Source organism: Arthrobacter sp. JSM 101049 (assembly GCF_041679245.1).
Lineage (GTDB): Bacteria > Actinomycetota > Actinomycetes > Actinomycetales > Micrococcaceae > Arthrobacter_H.
Window position 1 is genome coordinate 625,884 of the sequence record NZ_JBGFFC010000002.1, and the last position, 17,660, is coordinate 643,543.

Genomic DNA, 17,660 nt, shown 5'->3' on the forward strand with positions numbered 1-17,660 from the left:
GCGATGGCCAGAGCGGCGGGCAAGTGCCCCGGCATCAAGTGGGTGCATAGTGCACCCACAAAAGTCATCCACATCCGGGATGTTCCCGATGCAGTCCACGCCGGATTGACCCGTGCCGCGCAGTCGCAGGGAGTCTCGCTCACACGGTACGTGCAACGCGAGCTGAAGCAGATTGCCGAGCGCGAACACCTGGTGCGGCATAACGTCGAAGTCATCCGCCGCACGCAAGATCAGGTCAGGGGAAACCTCGACCGGAAAGCCATCCTCAAGGAACTGCATGACGGCCGCACGGAATGAGGGTCGTGGACGCCGGGGTGGTGGTGGAATTGTTCTGCGGCCACCTGGACCCCGAGCGGCTCGGCGATGAAGAACTCGCGGCGCCCCACTTGCTCGACAGCGAGGTCCCCGATGTGCTGCGGAGATTGGTGCGCCGCGGAGCGTTGAGCCAGGAACAAGGGCAAGCTGCCCTGGACGGCTTCGGGCAGCTGGCGTTGACCCGGTATCCCGCCGATTGGCTGAGAGATCGTCTGTGGGAACTCCGCGACCACCTCACCGCGTACGACGCCACCTACGTCGCGCTCGCGGAGATGGCCGGTGCCACAGAATTGTTGACCACGGATTGCCGGCTCGCCCATGCCGCGGGAGTCTCCTGCCCGGTGATGGTCCTGGCCTAGCTCGCGCGGCGTCGGGATTCCATCATCGATCCGCCAGGTCGACCCTGTAGATCATGTCGTCGTCCGGGCCGGGGCTGCCGCGGCCGTCGGTGTTGTTGGTCAGGAACCACAGGTCGCCGTCCGGGGCGATCACCGCGTCGCGCAGCCTGCCGAACTCGCCGACGTAGTGCTCGGTGGACACGCTCGTGTCGGCGAGCGGGACCGTCCGCAGGGCCGCGCCGCGCAGGTTCGCGATGAAGATCGTCCCCCCGGCGAGCGCCATCCCGCTCGGGCTGGCCGCAGCGGGCTCCCATTGCTGCACGGGGTCGACGAATCCGTCCCGGTTGGCGATCCCCTCGACGGTGGGCCAGCCGTAGTTGGCCCCCGCGGTGATGACGTTCAGTTCGTCCCAGGTGTTCTGCCCGAATTCGGTGGCGTACATCCGCTCGTCCAGTGTCCACCCCAGCCCCTGCGGGTTGCGGTGCCCGTAGCTGTAGACGTACGAACCGGGGAACGGGTTGTCCTCCGGGATCTTGCCGTCCGGCGTCATCCGCAGGATCTTCCCGGCCAGGCTGTCCAGGTCCTGGGCATGGGACCGCTCGCCGGCGTCGCCGGTGGTGGCATAGAGCATGCCGTCGGGGCCGAAGGCCAGCCGGCCTCCGTTGTGGTTGGGTCCGGCGGGGATGCCCTCCAGCAGGGTCGTTCCCTTCCCCAGGGCCAGTGACCCGGCCGTACCGGAGAGCTCGAACCGCTGGATCCGGTTGCCGCCCTTCCCCGTCGAGTAGGCGTAGAGCCAGTCGCCGTCCTGCAGCGCCAAGCCCAGCAGCCCGCCTTCGCCGCCGTGGACCACTTCGGGGACGACCCCGATGTCCCTGGTTCCGCCGTCGTCCGTGAGTTCGAGGATGCGCCCGCTGTCGCGCTCGCTGACCAGTGCGGTGTCGCCGCGGAAGACGATCGACCACGGGGCCTCCAGCCCCTGGACCACGGCCTCGGGTTCGCCGCGCATGGGTGGGTGCGACCGTGGTTCGCCCGCCGGCCCCACGGCGCCGGACGAGGGCGCCGCGCTGGTAGGGGTCGGCGCGCTGGCCGCTCCCCCGGGGTCGGTCTGGCCCGATGCGCACGCGGTGAGCGCTGCGACCGCCAGCGTGGCGACGGCGGTGGACCCCCAGTGGCGCTGCATGCTGTCCCCTCCCTACGGAATGGCCGGTTCCGGGCCCGGCACCACCTCGGCGCCAGCGGGGTGGGCGGTAGCCCAGGCCGCGTAGCTGCCCTCGAGTTCGGCTACGTCGTACCCCGCGCGGCGCAGGGCGCTGGCCACGACGGAACTGCGCACCCCGGATTGGCAGTAGGTGACGATCGTTCCGTCCTCCGGGAGCCGGTCCAGGTTCCACAGGACCCGACCGCCGTGCAGCTGCTGCGATCCGGGGATGTTCCCGGCGGAGTGTTCGCCGGCGGCCCGGACGTCGAGCAGCAGCGCCGCCCCGCATCCGGCCAGCTCGTCCACCCTCACCAGCTGCGGGACGGCCGTTGGCAGGCCCTCGAGCGTCGTCGTGTACCCGGCGACGTCGTCGATGCCCACGCGCAGCAGGCGCTCCCGCAGGCCGGCCGCGGCCTCCGGCCCCGTGGCCAGCAGGACCAGCGGCCGGGTTTCGCGTTCGGGATCGATGACCCACGCGGCCTGGCCGGCCAGGGCGCCGGTCGCCGGGAGGTTCAGGGCCCCGGCGACGGTGCCCGCATGGACGTCGGCCTGGGCGCGCGTGTCCACGAAGACGACGGCGGCGGCGGCCAGGTCGCGGGCGACCTCCTGCGGGGCCAGTTCGTGCAGGGGCCCGCGCTCGCCGAGCAGGGGCGGACCGGCGAGGTTCTGGCGCTTCATCCGCCCGAAGTACGCCGGGGCGTCGGGTTGGCCCTCAAGGAGTTCGGTGATGAACCCGTCCTCGTCGTTCGCCGCCAGGTAGGTCCCCCACCAGGCGTGCAGGCGCTCGTACCCGACGGTGGTCGACGGTACGGCGCCGAGGGCCTTGCCGCAGGCGCTTCCGGCCCCGTGGGCGGGATGCACCTGGACGTGGTCCGGCAGGGCCAGGAAGGTGTCCCGCAGGCTGGCGAACATCTGCCGGGCCCCGGCGAAGCGCGTGTCCTTCCCGCCGGCGGCCTCGTCGAGCAGGTCCGGCCGACCCAGGTCCCCGCAGAAGACGAAGTCACCGCTGAGCAGGTACCCCGGCTCGTCGGCGAAGGCGCCATCGGTGACCAGGAAGGAGAGGTGCTCGGGGGTGTGGCCCGGGGTGTGCACGGCGGTGAGGGTGATGTTCCCCAAGGCGATGGTGTCGCCGTCGTGCAGTTGCCCTGCCTCGAAGGCGTACTGCCAGCCGGGGCCGCCCTCTCCGGAGACGTGGAGGGCGGCACCGGTGGCTGCGGCGAGTTCGCGTGTACCGGAGACGTAGTCGGCGTGCACGTGCGTCTCGGTGACCGCGGTGATGCGCAGCCCGTTGGCCTGGGCAGTGCGCTGGTAGATCGCGATGTCGCGGCGGGGATCGACCACCACTGCCTCGCCGGTGGCCTGGCAGCCGATGAGGTAGCTGGCGTGGGCGAGGTCCGTATCGTAGATGCGCTCGAAGTACATGGCGGGGCTCCCGGCTGGCTGGGTCGTGGCCACGGCGCGGCGGACCACGTTGGTCGGACCGCTGCAGCCAGCCCCTCCGGCGGCGGCCTCTTCGTCCAGTATGGGCCGAGTCCGGCGAAAGCGCACCGGTACGACGGCCGGCATTCGGTCAGCCGCCGGAGCCGCTCTCCCCTGCCGCCGGCGCGTGGTGGGCGTGGTCCTCGTGCAGGTGGGCGCGTTGGCCGTCGCGGTCCAGGATGACGAGCAGTTCGACGGGGCCGTCGGCGGCGGTGACCAGGTGCGGAACCATGGTGGAGAACTCGGCCGCCTCGCCCTCCCGGACCACCAGCAGCCGGTCGCCCAGCTGCAGGTGTGCGGTGCCGGACAGGACGGTGAACCACTCGCGGCCCGGGTGCACCCCCTGGCTGCCCGGTCCCGCGGGGCGGTCGGCGGTGATGCGCATCTTGGCCACGCTCACCCCGGCGGTGGTGCCCTCACGCGAGAGCAGCCAGAGGGTGAGCCCCTGGGTGTGTTCTGGTTCGGGGCGGATCACCACGTCGCCGTCGTCGGCCGATTCCACAAGCTGGTCGAGTGTCGTGTCCAGGCAGCGGGCAATGGCCACCAGCTGGTCCACGGCGATCCGCCGCTGGCCGGTTTCGATGCGGCTCAGGGTTGAGGGGCTGAGGTGGCAGCGGGCGGCCAGTGCGTCCAATGACCAGCCGCGGGCCTGCCGCAATCCACGGATCCGCAGCCGGATGAGGGTGTCCACCTCGAGTTCTTGCGTCATGGGCAAGATAGTATGCGCCAAAGGCACGATCGGCCTAACCTTGGACCATGACACAGCACGGAACCGGACACCACGACCACGACCACCACCCCGGTCATGGCGGACACGAGCACGGCCACCACGGCGGACACGACCAGGGCGAGGACCTCGCCGGCCTGCTGGAGCTGGACGGCGCGATCCTCAAGGACTACCTGGTGACGCTGACCGGATGGGTCGCCGACCACGCACCGGAGGACACCCGGACCATCATCGATGTCGGCGCCGGCACCGGCACGGGCAGCCTCGCCCTGGCTCGCTGCTTCCCCACGGCCACCGTCCACGCCGTCGACCAGTCCCCGGCCATGCTCGAGCGCGTCGACGCCAAGGCCAGGGCCCACGGCCTCGACGCCCGCATCCGCCCGGTCCACGCGAACCTGGACGAGGCCTGGCCTGAGCTGCCCGCCGCCGACCTGGTCTGGGCTGCCTCGTCGTTGCACGAATTCGCCGACCCGAAGCGGGCGTTGCGCGAGATCCGCGATGCCCTGGCCCCGCAGGGCCTGCTGGCCGTCGTCGAAATGGATGCGCTCCCCCGCTACCTGCCACAGGACCTCGGCATCGGACGCCCGGGCCTGGAGGACCGCTGCCACGAGGTCATTGCGGCCCGGGGGTGGAACCACCACCCGGACTGGGCGGGGCCGTTGCGCAGCGCGGGGTACGACGTGGTCGCCCAGCGCCAGTTCGACACCGCCCAGGACCCGGCGCCGGAAGGCACTGGGGACTACGCGGCGGCCTACCTTTCACGAATCCGCACGTTCCTCGCGGACCACCTCGACGCCGACGACCTGGCCACGCTGGATCGCTTGCTCGACCCGCAGGACGAGGCAGGATTGAGGCACCGCACGGACCTGAAGCTCTCCGGCACCCGGACCGCCTGGTTGGCGCGCAGGGCCTAGCCATCAACGTGCGCGGGCCGGCTGCATTCCGGCGCCGGCGGGGCGTCAGCGGTCCGGAGCCGTCGCCCTCCGGGCCCTCCGGACGATCGCTCTCAGCCGCTGTGTTCCGCGGTGGTCGGCCACTTTCCGTCCTCGGTGCATTGCGTCGCCCAGTAGTAGGGGTTCAGTTCCTCCAATGTCCGCATCGCCCAACCGGCGGGTGCCTCGGGATCGGCTACGACGACCTCCACCCGCGGGCCCCACAGGGCCAGCCGCTCCTGGCACACCCCGCACGGCGCCAGGACGGTAACGCCCTCGGCGGCGCGCGCCACGCATGCCGAGGCGACCACGGTTCGATCGAGGGTGAAGGCCTGGCAGAGCGCCCCCGTTTCGGCGCACAAGTTCACCGCCGCGTTGACGTTGTCGAGCCCGATGCTGGTGAGGATCACGCCGTCGTCCAGGAGCACGGCTGCCGCCACCGCGCCTTCCCCTCCGGGCCACCGCAACTTGAGCTGTTCAATCGCCGCATTGACGAGTGCTTGGTGAGTGTCCATGCCGCCAGTGTGCCATGCAGGGTTCCACGACGCCTTCGCGCTCATGGGAGGATCAAGGATCATTCGAAAATACCTTGTGAGGACGTGGACATGACTCTTGAACACCGCCGGACCCGCCCCTGGATCACGACGACGGTGCTGGCCGTAGCGCTCCTGCTCACCGGATGCTCATCCGCTGGTCAAGATCCCGCAGAGACGCCGCAGCCCGGCGGAAGTGCCGCATCCGAAGCCGGTGCGACGGGTTCCGACGCCGGGGCTGCGCAGACCACGGACTCGATCACCACGGCCGCACCGGCTGCGGACCTGGGCAACCTGGGCGAGCGCCCCGGCGGGGACGACAAGGACACCGTGATCACCTTGAACAGCGTCAGTGCCGACGCAGGCACCATGACGGTCAATTTCAGCCTGACCAACAACAAGGAGAAGGGCAACGTGCAGGTCTCCGACCTGTTCGCCAACGGCATCAATGAAACGGACGAGGAGGCCGGAGGCAACGACGTCCGCCAGGCCGACGCCTTCAGCGTCGACGGCGTGTACGTCATCACGCCGGAGAAGAAGCGCTACCTGGTCGGGCGCGGCGAGAACCAGGTCTGCGCCTGCTCGTCGAGCCTTGCCGGCACCTTCGTCAATGAAGGGCAGACCATGACGTTCTCTGCCGTCTTCGCCGCGCCGCCGGCCGACGTCAAGAGCGTCGACGTGCACATCCCGACGGCGGGGGCCTTCGAGAACGTGGCCTTGGTGCGCCGATGAGCGCGGCAACGCCGGGCGCCGGCGGCCTGCGGATCCTCGCCTCCGGCCTGGCCGCAGTGGTGACCTGCACCTTGCTCGCCGGAGCTGCTGCGGCCGACACCGTGGAGGCGCCGGAGAGTGGCGGCGCCAGCGGCGGCATCAGCTACCCGGTGGAGGATACCACCTTCATCGTCGAGGACCTGCAGTTCGGCACCGAGGAGCTCGTCTTCGGCTCCGCGAGCCAGAATGGTGCCGTGAAGGAGGAGGGACCCAAGATCACCCTTGCCGGCGAGGTGCTGTTCGAGCCGAACATGCACACGCTGTCGGGCTCGGCGGACGCCGAACTTGAGCGCCTGGTCCGGGACGTCCAGGACAAGGGGGCACGGAAGATCACCGTGGTCGGACACACCGACAACGTGCAGGGCAAGGCGCACAACCAGAAGCTCTCCGAGCGGCGTGCCTCGACCATCGGCAAGGCATTGGGCAAGGCCCTGGGTTCGGACGTGGAAATCTCCACGGCTGGCAGGGGCCAGGACGAGCCGATCGCCGACAACAAGACCGAGGCCGGCCGGAAGCTGAACCGCCGGGTCGAGGTCACCGTGGTGCAGTAGCCGCCGGCGTGGGGTGCGTGCGCTTTAAGCCGACCACCCCGCAGGATGTGCCGACGACCGCCGCCGAATGCCTGGGAGAGGCACTGGTGTGCAAGACTTCAACGAGAAGTTGAATGGAATTCCCCCAAGCTCGGAGGCCCCCGTGGAAAATGATCGGTCGATCGCGGACCGGGACAGGGCACGGAAGATCCTCGACCTTCTCTCGCAGGTGGTCGAACCGCTCGCCGTCGCACTGGGCGAAGGGTGCGAGGTGGTCGTCCACGACCTCACGAATCTGGAGAACTCGATCTACGCCATCGGGGGTGGCGTCACCGGCCGGCGCGTGGGATCGCCTCCCACCGACTTGCTGCTGCAGCATGTTCTCGGTGGGGCGAAGAGCAACATCATCGGCTACGCGACGAAGCTGCCCGGCGGCAGGGAGGGCCGCTCCAGCACGATCATCGTGCGGGACCCGGTCGACGATTCCGCGGTCGCCGCCCTGTGCCTGAACATCGACGTCACGAACGTGCGCCAGGCACACCGCCTTCTCGGTTCCCTGCTGGGCGGCGATCCGGAGTCGATGGTTCTCCCAGTTCCGGAAACGCCCAGCGAGGCCTTCCCCCGGACGGTCGCCGAGCTCACCACCCAGATGATGAAAGAGGTGATCGACAGCACGGGGATCCCGGTCGAGCTGATGAAGAAGTCACACAAAATCGACGTCGTGGCCGCCTTGAACGAACGCGGGGTGTTCCAGGTCAAGGAAGCGGTGGAGGACGTGGCTTCCGCCCTGGATGTCACCCGCTTCACCATCTACAACTACCTTAATGAACTTCAGGATCGATCGCTGGAAGGAATCTCATGACCGCTCCCGCAAAGCAGGTGGGTCCGCTCGTCTCCGACGAGGAGGACATCAACAGGTACGATCCGGAGTACCGCAGGTGGCTTACCGATGCCGTGAGGAAGGTCCAGGCGGATGCGAACCGCTCCTCCGACACCCATTTGTTCCAGGTTCCGTTGCCGTTGGCCTGGGGCGTGGACCTCTACCTCAAGGACGAGTCGAGCCATCCCACCGGCTCCCTGAAGCACCGCCTGGCCCGTTCACTGTTCCTCCATGCCCTGTGCAATGGATGGATCCGGCCGGGCCGGCCGGTCATCGAGGCCTCCAGCGGTTCGACCGCCGTTTCGGAGGCCTACTTCGCCAGCCTGATCGGCGTGCCCTTCATCGCGGTCATGGCCCGGTCCACGAGCGCCCAGAAAGTGGACCTCATCAAGTTCCACGGCGGCACCTGCCATTTCGTAGACAATGCCAACGAGGTCTACGACGTCGCCTCCGGGTTGGCTGAGAAGACCGGCGGGCACTATATGGACCAGTTCACCTACGCCGAGCGGGCAACGGACTGGCGCGGAAACAACAACATCGCCGAATCCATCTTCGAACAGATGTCCATGGAACAGCATCCGGAACCCACGTGGATCGTTGCCACCGCCGGCACCGGCGGAACATCGGCGACCCTGGCCCGCTACGTCAGGTACACGGGCCGGGAAACGGGAATCTGCGTTGCCGACCCGGAGAATTCCGCGTTCTTCCCCGGCTGGCGCGACCATGACGGAACCGTCACGACGCAGGTCGGCTCACGGATCGAGGGCATCGGCCGCCAGCGCGTCGAGGCCAGCTTCATCGTCTCGAGCATCGACCGCATGATGCGCGTACCCGATGCCGCGGCCATCGCCTCGATACTGCTCCTGGAGCAGCTTCTCGGACGCCGGACCGGAGCCTCCACCGGCACGAGCTTGTGGGCCGCGCTGCGCCTCGTCTCCGAGATGGTCGCCGCAGGAAAGCGCGGGAGCATCGTCTCGCTGATCTGCGACCCGGGCGAGCGCTACCTCGACAAGTACTATTCGGACAATTGGCTGGCCGAGAACGGCATCGACATCACTCCCTACCGGCAGCGCCTCGAAGACTTCATGCGCACCGGAAAGCTGTCCTGAACACGACCGCTCACCCCTGGCCACCCGGAAGAACGGCTGGAACGGCGGGACTGCGCATCCCCGAGGTTGCGGCAACGGTCGCTGCCTAGGTACCAGCAGTACCAGCCGTCCAGTCCGGGACGTACATCCATACCCCTGGCCAGCTGCCCCTCGCCGAGGGGACGCTGCTGCACGTCGGCAAAGTTGGTGATGCCGCCGCCCTCGAGCCGGCGCAGGCCGCGGCCCAGCAGCGCACGCTCAATGCCGTGGCCGCCATCCGCTCGCTGTCGGGCGACCTGACCGCGGTCAAGCGCGTGCTCAAAATCGTCGGCTTTGTGGCCAGCGCGCCCGGCTTCACCGCAGGGCGATCGGCCCTACAACAAGCCCGCTCCCCCGCATCGCCGACAAGTCTCTGCGCGGGTCAGTCGTCGGAGTCCACGGCGTTCTTCACGACCTTGCCGCTGGCGGCATCGACGGCCACCGCATGCTTGGTGCCGCCGTCGTCCACCAGGTCGCCCTCCCACACCGTGGTTCCACGTTCGGTGTCGAGGTTCAGCTCCACGATCCGGGCGTTCGGGACGGCGTCCCTGAGCTTTTCGGCCGCTTCCTTGTAGTCCAGTTTGGCTGCGGCCACGCGGTCCTGGTGTTTCTTCTTGTCCTGGGCGTCCTCGTTCTTCGTCACCGGCTGGCCGATGACGGTTCCGTCGGACATGGAAATGTCGATCTCATGTTCGGTCCCGTCATCGGTGACCACCTGGACTTCCCAGGCATCGCCGTCGGATTCGGTCTCGATGGAGGTCAGCGTGCTCCCGGGAACCTCATCCAATGCCGTCTGGGCTGCGTCTTCCAGCGACGTCCTGCCCCCTGCCGGTGTCGACGAACCTGCTGTCGAGCTTGCCGACGCGGAAGCCGTCGATCCGGTAGTGCCGGTCGATGATTCGGAGGCCATCGACGATGTCCCGCTGCTGCTGGACGGGGACATCGCCGGCGCGGACTCCCCTGTTCCTCCCGAACCGGAACAAGCCGACAGCGCCAGGAGGGCCGAGGCCGACACGGCGAGCACCGGGGCAAATCGGCGCTGGCTCGTCGGGTGTGGCCCGATGACCCCGTCCCGGGGCCTCGCATCCTGTCGTGGCTGCATGTTCGTGCCCATGGATCCGCTCCTTCGCAACGTCGGTGTCGGACTTGCCAATCTACGTGGCGCCGCTCGGCGGTGTCTAAGGATTCCGGCACCCAGCGGCATCGGACTTCGTGCGCCGCCGAGCCCGCTGCCGGCGCCGGGCCCTGGTCGCGCGGCCCGTGCCGTCAGAAGCCGCGGTCGCTGCGGTCTTCGCGGTCCCCGGCGTCCTCGACGGCGTCGTCGACGGACTCTCCCGTGGGCCCCGCTTCTTCCTCCGGGGCGGCGACCGGTTCGCCGATCCAGGTGTCGGCCAGCCAACCGGAGGATGGACTGCCGTCAACGGCGATGACGCCGGTATTGGTCAGCGGGTTGCGCAGCACGTACTCGGCGTCGAGGTTTACGCACCGATAGCCGGTCCAGGTGCGCAACATGGCGCCGTGGCTGACGATGGCCGCGGCCTCGACCCCACTGGCGGAGATCTCCTCCACGACCTCGTCGAACCTGCCCAGGACCTGGGCCCCCGTTTCCCCTCCGGGCATGCGGGCCTGCAGGTCGCCCGCGGCAAAGGCGCCGAAGGCCATGAAGTAGGCGCGCACGGCGTCCTCGTCGTTGCGCATTTCCAGCTCGCCGGCCGCGATCTCCCGCAGGCCATCGCGGACGGCGACCTCGAGTCCCCGGTCCGCAGCGAGCGGGGCAGCGGTCTGCTGGGCTCGGCGCTGCGTGGAGGCGTAGAGGGCCTCAAGGGGCAGCCCGTCCAGGGTCCGGACCAACAGACGTGCCTGGTCCTGGCCGAGCTCGTTCAACGGCGCCCCGGGGACAGTGGTGTCGAGGTATCCCCCGACATTTGATGCTGTCTGACCGTGCCGCACCAGATACAACCGCATCGAACCGCTCCCTGCCTCCGTGTAATACGTTGGTCTCACGCTACCGACAACCGAGGGAACCCACGAATTGAAAGTCCTCCTCTATCTGGAGGCCCTGCTCGCGGGACTGGCCTATGCCGTCGGGCTGGTGGCCTGGCTGCTCACCGGGGTGTCCGACCTGTCGCCGGCGGTCGTCCTGCTGATGGCCCAGGCACCGACCGCGTTCGTCTCGGCCGCGTGGCTCCTGGGCACCGGGCGGTTCCTGGGTGCTGGAACCCCAGGGGCGCCACAGGGTCACTGGTGGCGCCGGGCGGGCCTGGTGGTCGCCGGCTACGCTGCGGTCCTGGCCCTGGTCCCTCCCGCGGTGGCCGGCGCGCCCCTGGCCGGTGCCGCCGTCGTCCTGGGCAGTGGCATTGCCCTGGTGGCCGGCATCCAGCTGGCCTTGTTCGGCACCGGCGTCGCCGCCTTGGCCGCTGGCATCCAGTTCCGCGACCGAACCCTGCACGATGCGCGGGTGAACCCCGACCATGTCCGCCTGTTGCACCGGGTGGTCTGCAAGGGTGCCGGAAGGCCGCCGGAGGACGAGCTGCGCCGCCAAGCGGTCCGCTATGCCGTGGCGATCCCCTACCTGTCGTTCTTCAACATGCTCTACATTCCGCTGATCTTCCTCTCCACCGCAGTGCAGCGGCTCGAGCCGGGCGTGGCGAGCCCCTCGGTCTCCACGCAGCTCATCGGGGTGGCGCTCGCCGTCGCCCTGGTCCTGGTCACCGTGCACTACGCCAGGCAGGAGAGGGCCGGTGCGCGGTTTGCCCGCGAGTACGCGGCGATGCCCTCCGAATGACCGGGCCGGTTGCATACCACCAGAGGCATTCAACCCACCCGCGCGGCCTGCCATAACGGCATGGGCACGCTCCCGCACGAGCGGCCCTGCGCGTCGAGCAGGCGTCCCGAGCGCTTGTAGTGCCGGACCGTCGCCTGCCGCGAGACGACCGTGCAGTCCGGGCTGCGGCGGGCCAGCTCCAACTCCAGGTCGCGGACTTCGGAGAAATCGTGCCGCGGCTGCCGATCCGGAGCAGCGGCGTCGCCTGCTCGCCGGGACCGGCGGATAGGCGACGCCGGCCCACCCGACCCGCGGCTCAGTCGACGTCGGCGCTTTCGGGGGCGTCGGCAGACGTGCCGGTCCCGGGTTGCGGCGCGTCGCGCAGCACGTACCACTTGTAGGCCTCGGTCCGCGCCTCCTCGGTGAGCACCGTGTAGTCCACCGGCTCGGCACCGGCCTGGCGCACCGCCAGTTCCAGATAGTCGCGCAGCACCCACACGTCGACCGGGTCGACGAGTTCGCGCAGTTCCAGCGAGGCCTGGAGCTCGTCGTCGCTGAAGTCGAGGTCCTCGCACACCTGCTGGCGGGCAAGGCCGGAGAGTTCGAGGTTGGCGGTGAGCTGCTCGCTGGTGGCCTGGCGCTCCGCGGGTTTCAACGTCATGGTGGCTCCTTCGCTGGTGGCATCAGGGCAGCCGCTGGCAGGACCTGCGGGCGGCCCCGACGCCGCTGGTGTCCGTCCCCTTGCACCCTACGCCAGACTGCTCCTTAACGGGCGGGCGCCCGCGGGGAGATCAACCCGGCCTGTAGTTGCACACTGGGGAGCCACCCTAGAGCAGTATCCCCGAACCGGGTTTGCCTGGAATTGGTACGACGACTACCTGTCAGAGCGGGATCCTCGACGTGTTCCGCGGGAATCTAGCGGGGCCGATCTGATCAGGAAGTTCATTTGAGAGATTAAACAGCTAGACCCCCTGATCCACATGTGCGGGGGGTCTGCGCCATTAAGAATAGCGCTATATCCCTTTCGGCAACAAGGCGTGTACGCCCCGCCCCCGTTTTGACCACAGCCTGTGAGCAGTGCCATAGTACTGAGCATGAACCTGTCAGACAGCTGGACAGCAGAACAACCTCGGATCGAGCGCACGAGCGCCTCCGAGGCCGTCTTCCGTTCACTCCGGGACGCCATCGCGTCGGGCGAGCTGGCCGTCGGCACCCGGCTCAGCTCCGAGGCCACCCTCGGCAGCCAGTTCGGTGTCAGCCGCTCGGTGGTGCGCGAGGCCCTGCGCTCCTGCGCCGCCCTGGGCCTGACCCGCACCGAGACCGGCCGCGGCACCTTCGTCATCGCCGAGGCCCCCCAGCAGGACCTGCTCCTGGGCAGCTTCTCCTCGTCCGACCTGCTCGAGGCCCGCCCCCACATCGAGGCCCCCGCCGCCCGCCTGGCGGCCGAGCGCCGCAGCGCCGAGGACCTCGAGCGGCTCACCTCGCTGATGGAGACCATGCGCACCGAGGACGACGCCGGTGCCTGGGTGGAGCTCGATGCCGCCTTCCACCTCGCCATCGCCGCCGCCAGCGGCAACGGCGTCTTCCTCAAGGTCGTCGGCGACATCCGCGACGCCATGGCCCGCCAATCCGAGACGCTGAACCTGGTCTCCGGACGGCGCCGTCCCTCCGACGCCGAGCACCAGGACATCGTCGCGGCCATCGAGGCCCGCGACCCGAAAGCGGCCGAACGTGCCATGCAGAACCACCTCGGGGCCGTCCGCGGCGCCGTCGCCCACCTCGTCAGCAACGGATAGTCAGGAACGGATAGCCATGAACCTTCCCTCCCACGCACCCCTGGCCGTTGCCACCCGTGGCGACGCCGTCGAATCCATCCACTACGGCTCGCTCGTGGCGACCTCCCCCGACGGGTCGGTGCTCGGCTCCCTCGGTGACGCGACCGCCCGCTTCTACCCCCGCTCGGCCCTGAAGCCGCTCTTCGCCGTGGGCATGCTCCGCGCCGGCCTGCGCGTGAGTCCGGAACAGCTCGCACTGGCCTCCGCCAGCCACAACGGATCGGCCCGCCACCAGGAGGTCGCAGCCTCCACGCTGGCAGGTGCCGGGCTGGACGATGCCGCGCTGGCCAACAGCGCCGACCTTCCCTACGGTCCGTCCGAGCGCGCCGCGTGGCTGGCCGCCGGCCACGGCCCCACCCGCCAGGCGCAGAACTGCTCCGGCAAGCACGCCGCCCTGCTGGCGTTGTGCGTGCAGCGCGGCTGGCCGGTGGAGGGCTACCTGGACGTTGGGCACCCGGTGAACGAACTGCTGCGCACCTCAGTCGAGGATCTGGCCGGTGAACCGGTCGGGGCCACCAGCACCGACGGCTGCGGCACCCCGGTCTACACGATCACCCTGGCCGGGCTCGCCCGCGCGTTCGCCCTGCTGGCTTCCGCCGCTGAAGGGACCGCCGAACGCCAGGTCGCCGACGCGATGCGCGCGCACCCCGACCTCGTCGCCGGCGAGGGCCGCGACGTCACCGCCGTCATGCGCGCGGTGCCCGGCCTGGTCGCCAAGGACGGCTTCGAGGGCATCCAGGCCATCGGCCTGCCCGACGGCACCGGACTGGCCGTGAAGATCTCCGACGGCGGGGACCGGGCCCGGATGCCCGTCGCCGCCGCGGCCCTGTCCGGCCGCACCCTGCCGGCCGCCGCCGGCAGCATGCTCGGCGACGCGGCCCTGGCCGCGGCACTGCACCCCCTGCTGTCCGTCCCCGCCCTCGGTGGAGGACAGCGCGTGGGCGAGCTATCCGGCGTCGTGCACTGATCCACCCCTGCCCCACCCCGGATACCTCCGCACCACCCCCGCGGCAGGACCACCACTGCCCCACCGGAACACCCACCACAGGAGAACACCCCGTCATGCCCAGCACCAGCCCGGCCGCCACCCGCCTCGAGCACGACCTGATCGGCGACCGCGAGGTCCCCACCGACGCCTACTGGGGCGTGCACACGCTCCGCGCTGCGGAGAACTTCCCGATCACCGGGCAGCGCCTGGCCTCCAACCCGCACCTGATCCGCGCGCTCGCCCTCGTCAAGCAGGCCGCCGCCCGGGCCAACCGCGAACTCGGGCTGCTCGATGCCACCCGCGCCGACGCGATCGAGGCGGCCTGCGCGGAGATCGCCAACGGGGCCCTGCACGAGCAGTTCATCGTCGACGTCATCCAGGGCGGTGCCGGGACCAGCACCAACATGAACGCCAACGAGGTCATCGCCAACCGGGCGCTGGAGATCCTGGGCCACCAGCGCGGGGACTACCGGCACCTGCACCCCAACGACCACGTGAACCTCTCCCAGTCCACCAATGACGTCTACCCCACCGCGGTCAACGTCGCGACCTCCTTCACCGCGGTCCCGCTGCTGGCGGCGATCGAGGAACTCGAGGGCGCGTTCGCGCGCAAGGCGCTGGAATTCCGGACCGTGGTGAAGATGGGCCGCACCCAGCTGCAGGACGCCGTGCCGATGACCCTCGGCCAGGAATTCGGCACCTACGCGGTGACCATCCGCGAGGACCGCGACCGGCTGGCCGAATCGCTGGAACTGGTGCACGAGATCAACCTCGGCGCCACCGCGATCGGCACCTCGCTCAACGCCCCGGCCGGCTACACCGAGGCCGCCTGCCGCCACCTGGTCGAGCTGACCGGGCTGCCGCTGACCACCTCGCCGGACCTCATCGAGGCGACCCAGGACGTGGGCGCGTTCGTGCACCTGTCCGGGGTGCTCAAGCGCGTGGCCGTGAAGCTCTCGAAGATCTGCAACGACCTGCGCCTGCTCTCCTCCGGCCCGCGCGTGGGATTCAACGAGATCAACCTGCCCGCCGTGCAGGCCGGCTCCTCGATCATGCCCGGCAAGGTCAACCCGGTGATCCCCGAGGTCGTCAACCAGGTCGCCTACCAGGTGATCGGCCACGACGTGACGATCTCGATGGCCGCCGAGGGCGGGCAGCTGCAGCTGAACGCCTTCGAACCGGTGATCGTGCATTCGCTGTCGATGTCCATGCGCCACCTCGAGGCCGCCTGCCAGACCCTGGCCCGCAACTGCGTCTCCGGGATCACCGCCAACGCCGAGCAGCTGCGCCGCAACGTGGAGAACTCGATCGGGCTGGTCACCGCGCTGACCCCGCAGCTGGGCTACGCCGCCTCCACGGCCATTGCGCTCGAGGCCCTGCATTCGGGCCGCGGCATCGCCGACCTGGTCCTCGAGCAGGACCTGCTCTCCCGCGCCGAGCTCGACGAACTGCTGCGCCCCGAGCGCCTGGCAAACCTCTCCGACTGACCGACGTCCCGCACCGTCCGCTCCCGACCAAAGGACACCCCCGCATGACCCCGAGCACGAAAGCCCCCGGCCACCCGGCCACCCGCCACGCCTCCGAGGCCGCCCTGACCGTCGGCGACGGCGACTACCAGAAGGGCCTGCACAACCGGCAGATCCAGATGATCGCGATCGGCGGGGCCATCGGCACCGGCCTGTTCATGGGGGCCGGGGGACGCCTGGCCGAGGCCGGGCCGGGCCTGGTCATCGCCTTCGCGGTCTGCGGGTTCTTCGCCTTCCTGATCCTGCGCGCGCTGGGCGAACTGGTGCTGCACCGCCCGACCACCGGCTCCTTCGTCTCCTACGCCCGCGAGTTCTTCGGCGAGAAGGCAGCCTTCGTCACCGGCTGGCTGTATTGGCTGAACTGGTCGATGACCGCGATCGTGGACATCACCGCCGTCGCGCTCTACATGCACTTCTTCGCCAAGTACGTCCCGTGGATCGGCGGGGTGCCGCAGTGGATGTGGGCGCTGGCCGCCCTGCTGGTGGTCCTCTCGGCCAACCTGGTCTCGGTAAAGGTCTTCGGCGAGCTGGAGTTCTGGTTCGCCCTGATCAAGGTCGTGGCCCTGGTGGGCTTCCTGGCCGTCGGCATCTACTTCGTCCTCTTCGGCACGCCCATCGAGGGGCACGAGGTCGGCTTCTCGCTGCTGGCCAACAACGGCGGCATCCTGCCCCACGGCCTGCTGCCGGTGCTGGTGGTCATGCAGGGCGTGGTGTTCTCCTACGCCTCGATCGAGCTGCTGGGCACCGCCGCCGGCGAAACCGAGAACCCGGAGAAGATCATGCCCAAGGCAATCAACACCGTGGTCATCCGCATCGCCGTGTTCTACGTCGGATCGCTGACGCTGCTCTCGCTGCTGCTGCCCTTCACCGACTACCAGGCCGGGGTCAGCCCGTTCGTGACCTTCTTCGGGTCGATCGGCGTCGCCGGCATGGACTCGATCATGAACCTGGTGGTCCTCACCGCCGCGCTGTCCTCGCTGAACGCGGGCCTGTATTCGACCGGGCGGATCATGCGCAGCATGTCGCTGGCCGGGTCCGCGCCGAAGTTCGCCTCGAAGATGAACCGTGCCGGGGTGCCCTACGGCGGCATCATGCTCACCGCCGTCGTCGCCTGCCTGGGCGTGCTGCTCAACGCCGTGGTTCCGGCGAAGGCCTTCGAGATCGTGCTGAACATCGCCTCGCTGGGCATCATCTCCTGCTGGGCGATGATCATCCTCTGCCAGCTGGCGTTCCACCGGCTGACCCGGCGCGGCGAAGCGGTCCGCCCGAAATTCCACATGGTCTTCGCCCCGTGGAGCGGCTACCTCACCCTGGCGTTCCTGCTGTGCGTCGTGGTGCTGATGGCCTTCGACTCCCCCGTGGGCACCTGGACGGTCGCCTCGATCGTGGTCATCATCCCGGCGCTGGTGATCGGCTGGTACGCCTGCCGCGGCAGGGTCCGGCAGATCGCCGCCCAGGCCGAGGCGGGACTGCTGCCCGGCGGCGACGAGCGCGAACCGGTCGACATCCACTGACCCCGACTCCCGATGGGGCCCGGTGACGGCGTCGCGCACGGTGCGCGGCGCCGTCGTCCGTGGTGCGGCCTCCGTGGCCCGCCCTCCGTGGTCCGGCCTCCCTGGCCCGGCCTCCCTGGCCCGACCTCCGAGGCCCGCCAATGGTGCGTAGACTGCCCGGCGGCGGTCCACGATCGACGTGCGGGTTCCGGTAAACTCGGGAG

General features: G+C 69.5%; 19 protein-coding genes. 12 read left to right on the forward strand and 7 right to left on the reverse strand.

Annotated features, from left to right (window positions below; translation table 11 throughout):
• The first annotated feature begins 3 nt into the window (after nt 1-3).
• Nucleotides 4-297 (forward strand): hypothetical protein, encoded by a 294-nt coding sequence (locus AB8M85_RS08135; protein WP_372698271.1) that lies wholly within the window; start codon nt 4-6, stop codon nt 295-297.
• Complete coding sequence (locus tag AB8M85_RS08140) at nt 294-674, forward strand: type II toxin-antitoxin system VapC family toxin (protein WP_372698272.1); 381 nt, start codon at nt 294-296, stop codon at nt 672-674. Before AB8M85_RS08135 ends, AB8M85_RS08140 begins: the two co-directional genes overlap by 4 nt.
• 22 nt (nt 675-696) lie before the next feature.
• Here AB8M85_RS08140 and AB8M85_RS08145 read toward each other — a convergent pair whose 3' ends face one another.
• From AB8M85_RS08145 to AB8M85_RS08155, 3 genes are all read right to left on the reverse strand, one after another.
• Nucleotides 697-1,833, reverse strand: coding sequence for a sorbosone dehydrogenase family protein (locus AB8M85_RS08145; protein ID WP_372698273.1), 1,137 nt, complete (start codon nt 1,831-1,833; stop codon nt 697-699).
• A 12-nt stretch (nt 1,834-1,845) separates the two neighbouring features.
• Nucleotides 1,846-3,273 (reverse strand): rhodanese-like domain-containing protein, encoded by a 1,428-nt coding sequence (locus tag AB8M85_RS08150; RefSeq protein ID WP_372698555.1) that lies wholly within the window; start codon nt 3,271-3,273, stop codon nt 1,846-1,848.
• Between the two features lie 148 nt (nt 3,274-3,421).
• Nucleotides 3,422-4,039, reverse strand: coding sequence for a helix-turn-helix domain-containing protein (locus tag AB8M85_RS08155; RefSeq protein WP_372698274.1), 618 nt, complete (start codon nt 4,037-4,039; stop codon nt 3,422-3,424).
• A 47-nt stretch (nt 4,040-4,086) separates the two neighbouring features.
• Here AB8M85_RS08155 and AB8M85_RS08160 point away from each other — a divergent pair, with 47 nt between their 5' ends.
• On the forward strand, nt 4,087-4,971 hold the full coding sequence (locus AB8M85_RS08160) for a trans-aconitate 2-methyltransferase (RefSeq protein ID WP_372698275.1): 885 nt from the start codon (nt 4,087-4,089) through the stop codon (nt 4,969-4,971).
• 92 nt (nt 4,972-5,063) lie between these two features.
• On the opposite strand, the gene AB8M85_RS08165 is transcribed toward AB8M85_RS08160, so the two are convergent.
• Nucleotides 5,064-5,504 carry a cytidine deaminase gene (locus AB8M85_RS08165; protein WP_372698276.1) on the reverse strand — a complete coding sequence of 147 codons (441 nt, stop codon included), beginning with the start codon at nt 5,502-5,504 and terminating at the stop codon, nt 5,064-5,066.
• A 90-nt stretch (nt 5,505-5,594) separates the two neighbouring features.
• Here AB8M85_RS08165 and AB8M85_RS08170 point away from each other — a divergent pair, with 90 nt between their 5' ends.
• The 4 genes from AB8M85_RS08170 to AB8M85_RS08185 all read left to right on the forward strand — a co-directional run bounded on the left by AB8M85_RS08170 (nt 5,595) and on the right by AB8M85_RS08185 (nt 8,812).
• Nucleotides 5,595-6,254 (forward strand): hypothetical protein, encoded by a 660-nt coding sequence (locus AB8M85_RS08170; RefSeq protein ID WP_372698277.1) that lies wholly within the window; start codon nt 5,595-5,597, stop codon nt 6,252-6,254.
• Entirely contained in the window at nt 6,251-6,844 is a 594-nt protein-coding gene (locus AB8M85_RS08175; RefSeq protein WP_372698278.1) for an OmpA family protein, read from the forward strand. Before AB8M85_RS08170 ends, AB8M85_RS08175 begins: the two co-directional genes overlap by 4 nt.
• Nucleotides 6,845-6,986: 142 nt before the next feature.
• On the forward strand, nt 6,987-7,685 hold the full coding sequence (locus AB8M85_RS08180; RefSeq protein ID WP_372698279.1) for a transcriptional regulator: 699 nt from the start codon (nt 6,987-6,989) through the stop codon (nt 7,683-7,685).
• The gene (locus AB8M85_RS08185; RefSeq protein WP_372698280.1) at nt 7,682-8,812 is read left to right on the forward strand and encodes a PLP-dependent cysteine synthase family protein; all 1,131 of its coding nucleotides are present in this window, start codon (nt 7,682-7,684) and stop codon (nt 8,810-8,812) included. Before AB8M85_RS08180 ends, AB8M85_RS08185 begins: the two co-directional genes overlap by 4 nt.
• A 400-nt stretch (nt 8,813-9,212) precedes the next feature.
• Here AB8M85_RS08185 and AB8M85_RS08190 read toward each other — a convergent pair whose 3' ends face one another.
• Entirely contained in the window at nt 9,213-9,944 is a 732-nt protein-coding gene (locus AB8M85_RS08190) for a PepSY domain-containing protein (protein WP_372698281.1), read from the reverse strand.
• A 152-nt stretch (nt 9,945-10,096) separates the two neighbouring features.
• Nucleotides 10,097-10,795: a histidine phosphatase family protein gene (locus tag AB8M85_RS08195; RefSeq protein WP_372698282.1), complete on the reverse strand. Its 699-nt coding sequence runs from the start codon at nt 10,793-10,795 to the stop codon at nt 10,097-10,099.
• Nucleotides 10,796-10,862: 67 nt separating this feature from the next.
• Here AB8M85_RS08195 and AB8M85_RS08200 point away from each other — a divergent pair, with 67 nt between their 5' ends.
• Entirely contained in the window at nt 10,863-11,615 is a 753-nt protein-coding gene (locus AB8M85_RS08200) for a hypothetical protein (protein ID WP_372698283.1), read from the forward strand.
• A gap of 295 nt (nt 11,616-11,910) precedes the next feature.
• Here the strand turns inward: AB8M85_RS08200 and AB8M85_RS08205 are convergent, their stop codons facing one another.
• Nucleotides 11,911-12,255, reverse strand: coding sequence for a DUF2316 family protein (locus AB8M85_RS08205; RefSeq protein WP_372698284.1), 345 nt, complete (start codon nt 12,253-12,255; stop codon nt 11,911-11,913).
• 433 nt (nt 12,256-12,688) lie between these two features.
• Between AB8M85_RS08205 and AB8M85_RS08210 the strand changes: the two genes are divergently transcribed.
• From AB8M85_RS08210 to AB8M85_RS08225, 4 genes are all read left to right on the forward strand, one after another.
• The gene (locus AB8M85_RS08210) at nt 12,689-13,390 is read left to right on the forward strand and encodes a FadR/GntR family transcriptional regulator (protein WP_372698285.1); all 702 of its coding nucleotides are present in this window, start codon (nt 12,689-12,691) and stop codon (nt 13,388-13,390) included.
• A 16-nt stretch (nt 13,391-13,406) separates the two neighbouring features.
• Nucleotides 13,407-14,396 carry an asparaginase gene (locus AB8M85_RS08215; protein WP_372698286.1) on the forward strand — a complete coding sequence of 330 codons (990 nt, stop codon included), beginning with the start codon at nt 13,407-13,409 and terminating at the stop codon, nt 14,394-14,396.
• Between the two features lie 95 nt (nt 14,397-14,491).
• Nucleotides 14,492-15,904 (forward strand): aspartate ammonia-lyase, encoded by a 1,413-nt coding sequence (locus tag AB8M85_RS08220; protein ID WP_372698287.1) that lies wholly within the window; start codon nt 14,492-14,494, stop codon nt 15,902-15,904.
• A 44-nt stretch (nt 15,905-15,948) separates the two neighbouring features.
• A complete protein-coding gene (locus AB8M85_RS08225) occupies nt 15,949-17,457 on the forward strand; it encodes an amino acid permease (protein WP_372698288.1) in 1,509 nt (502 codons plus the stop codon).
• Nucleotides 17,458-17,660 lie beyond the last annotated feature (203 nt).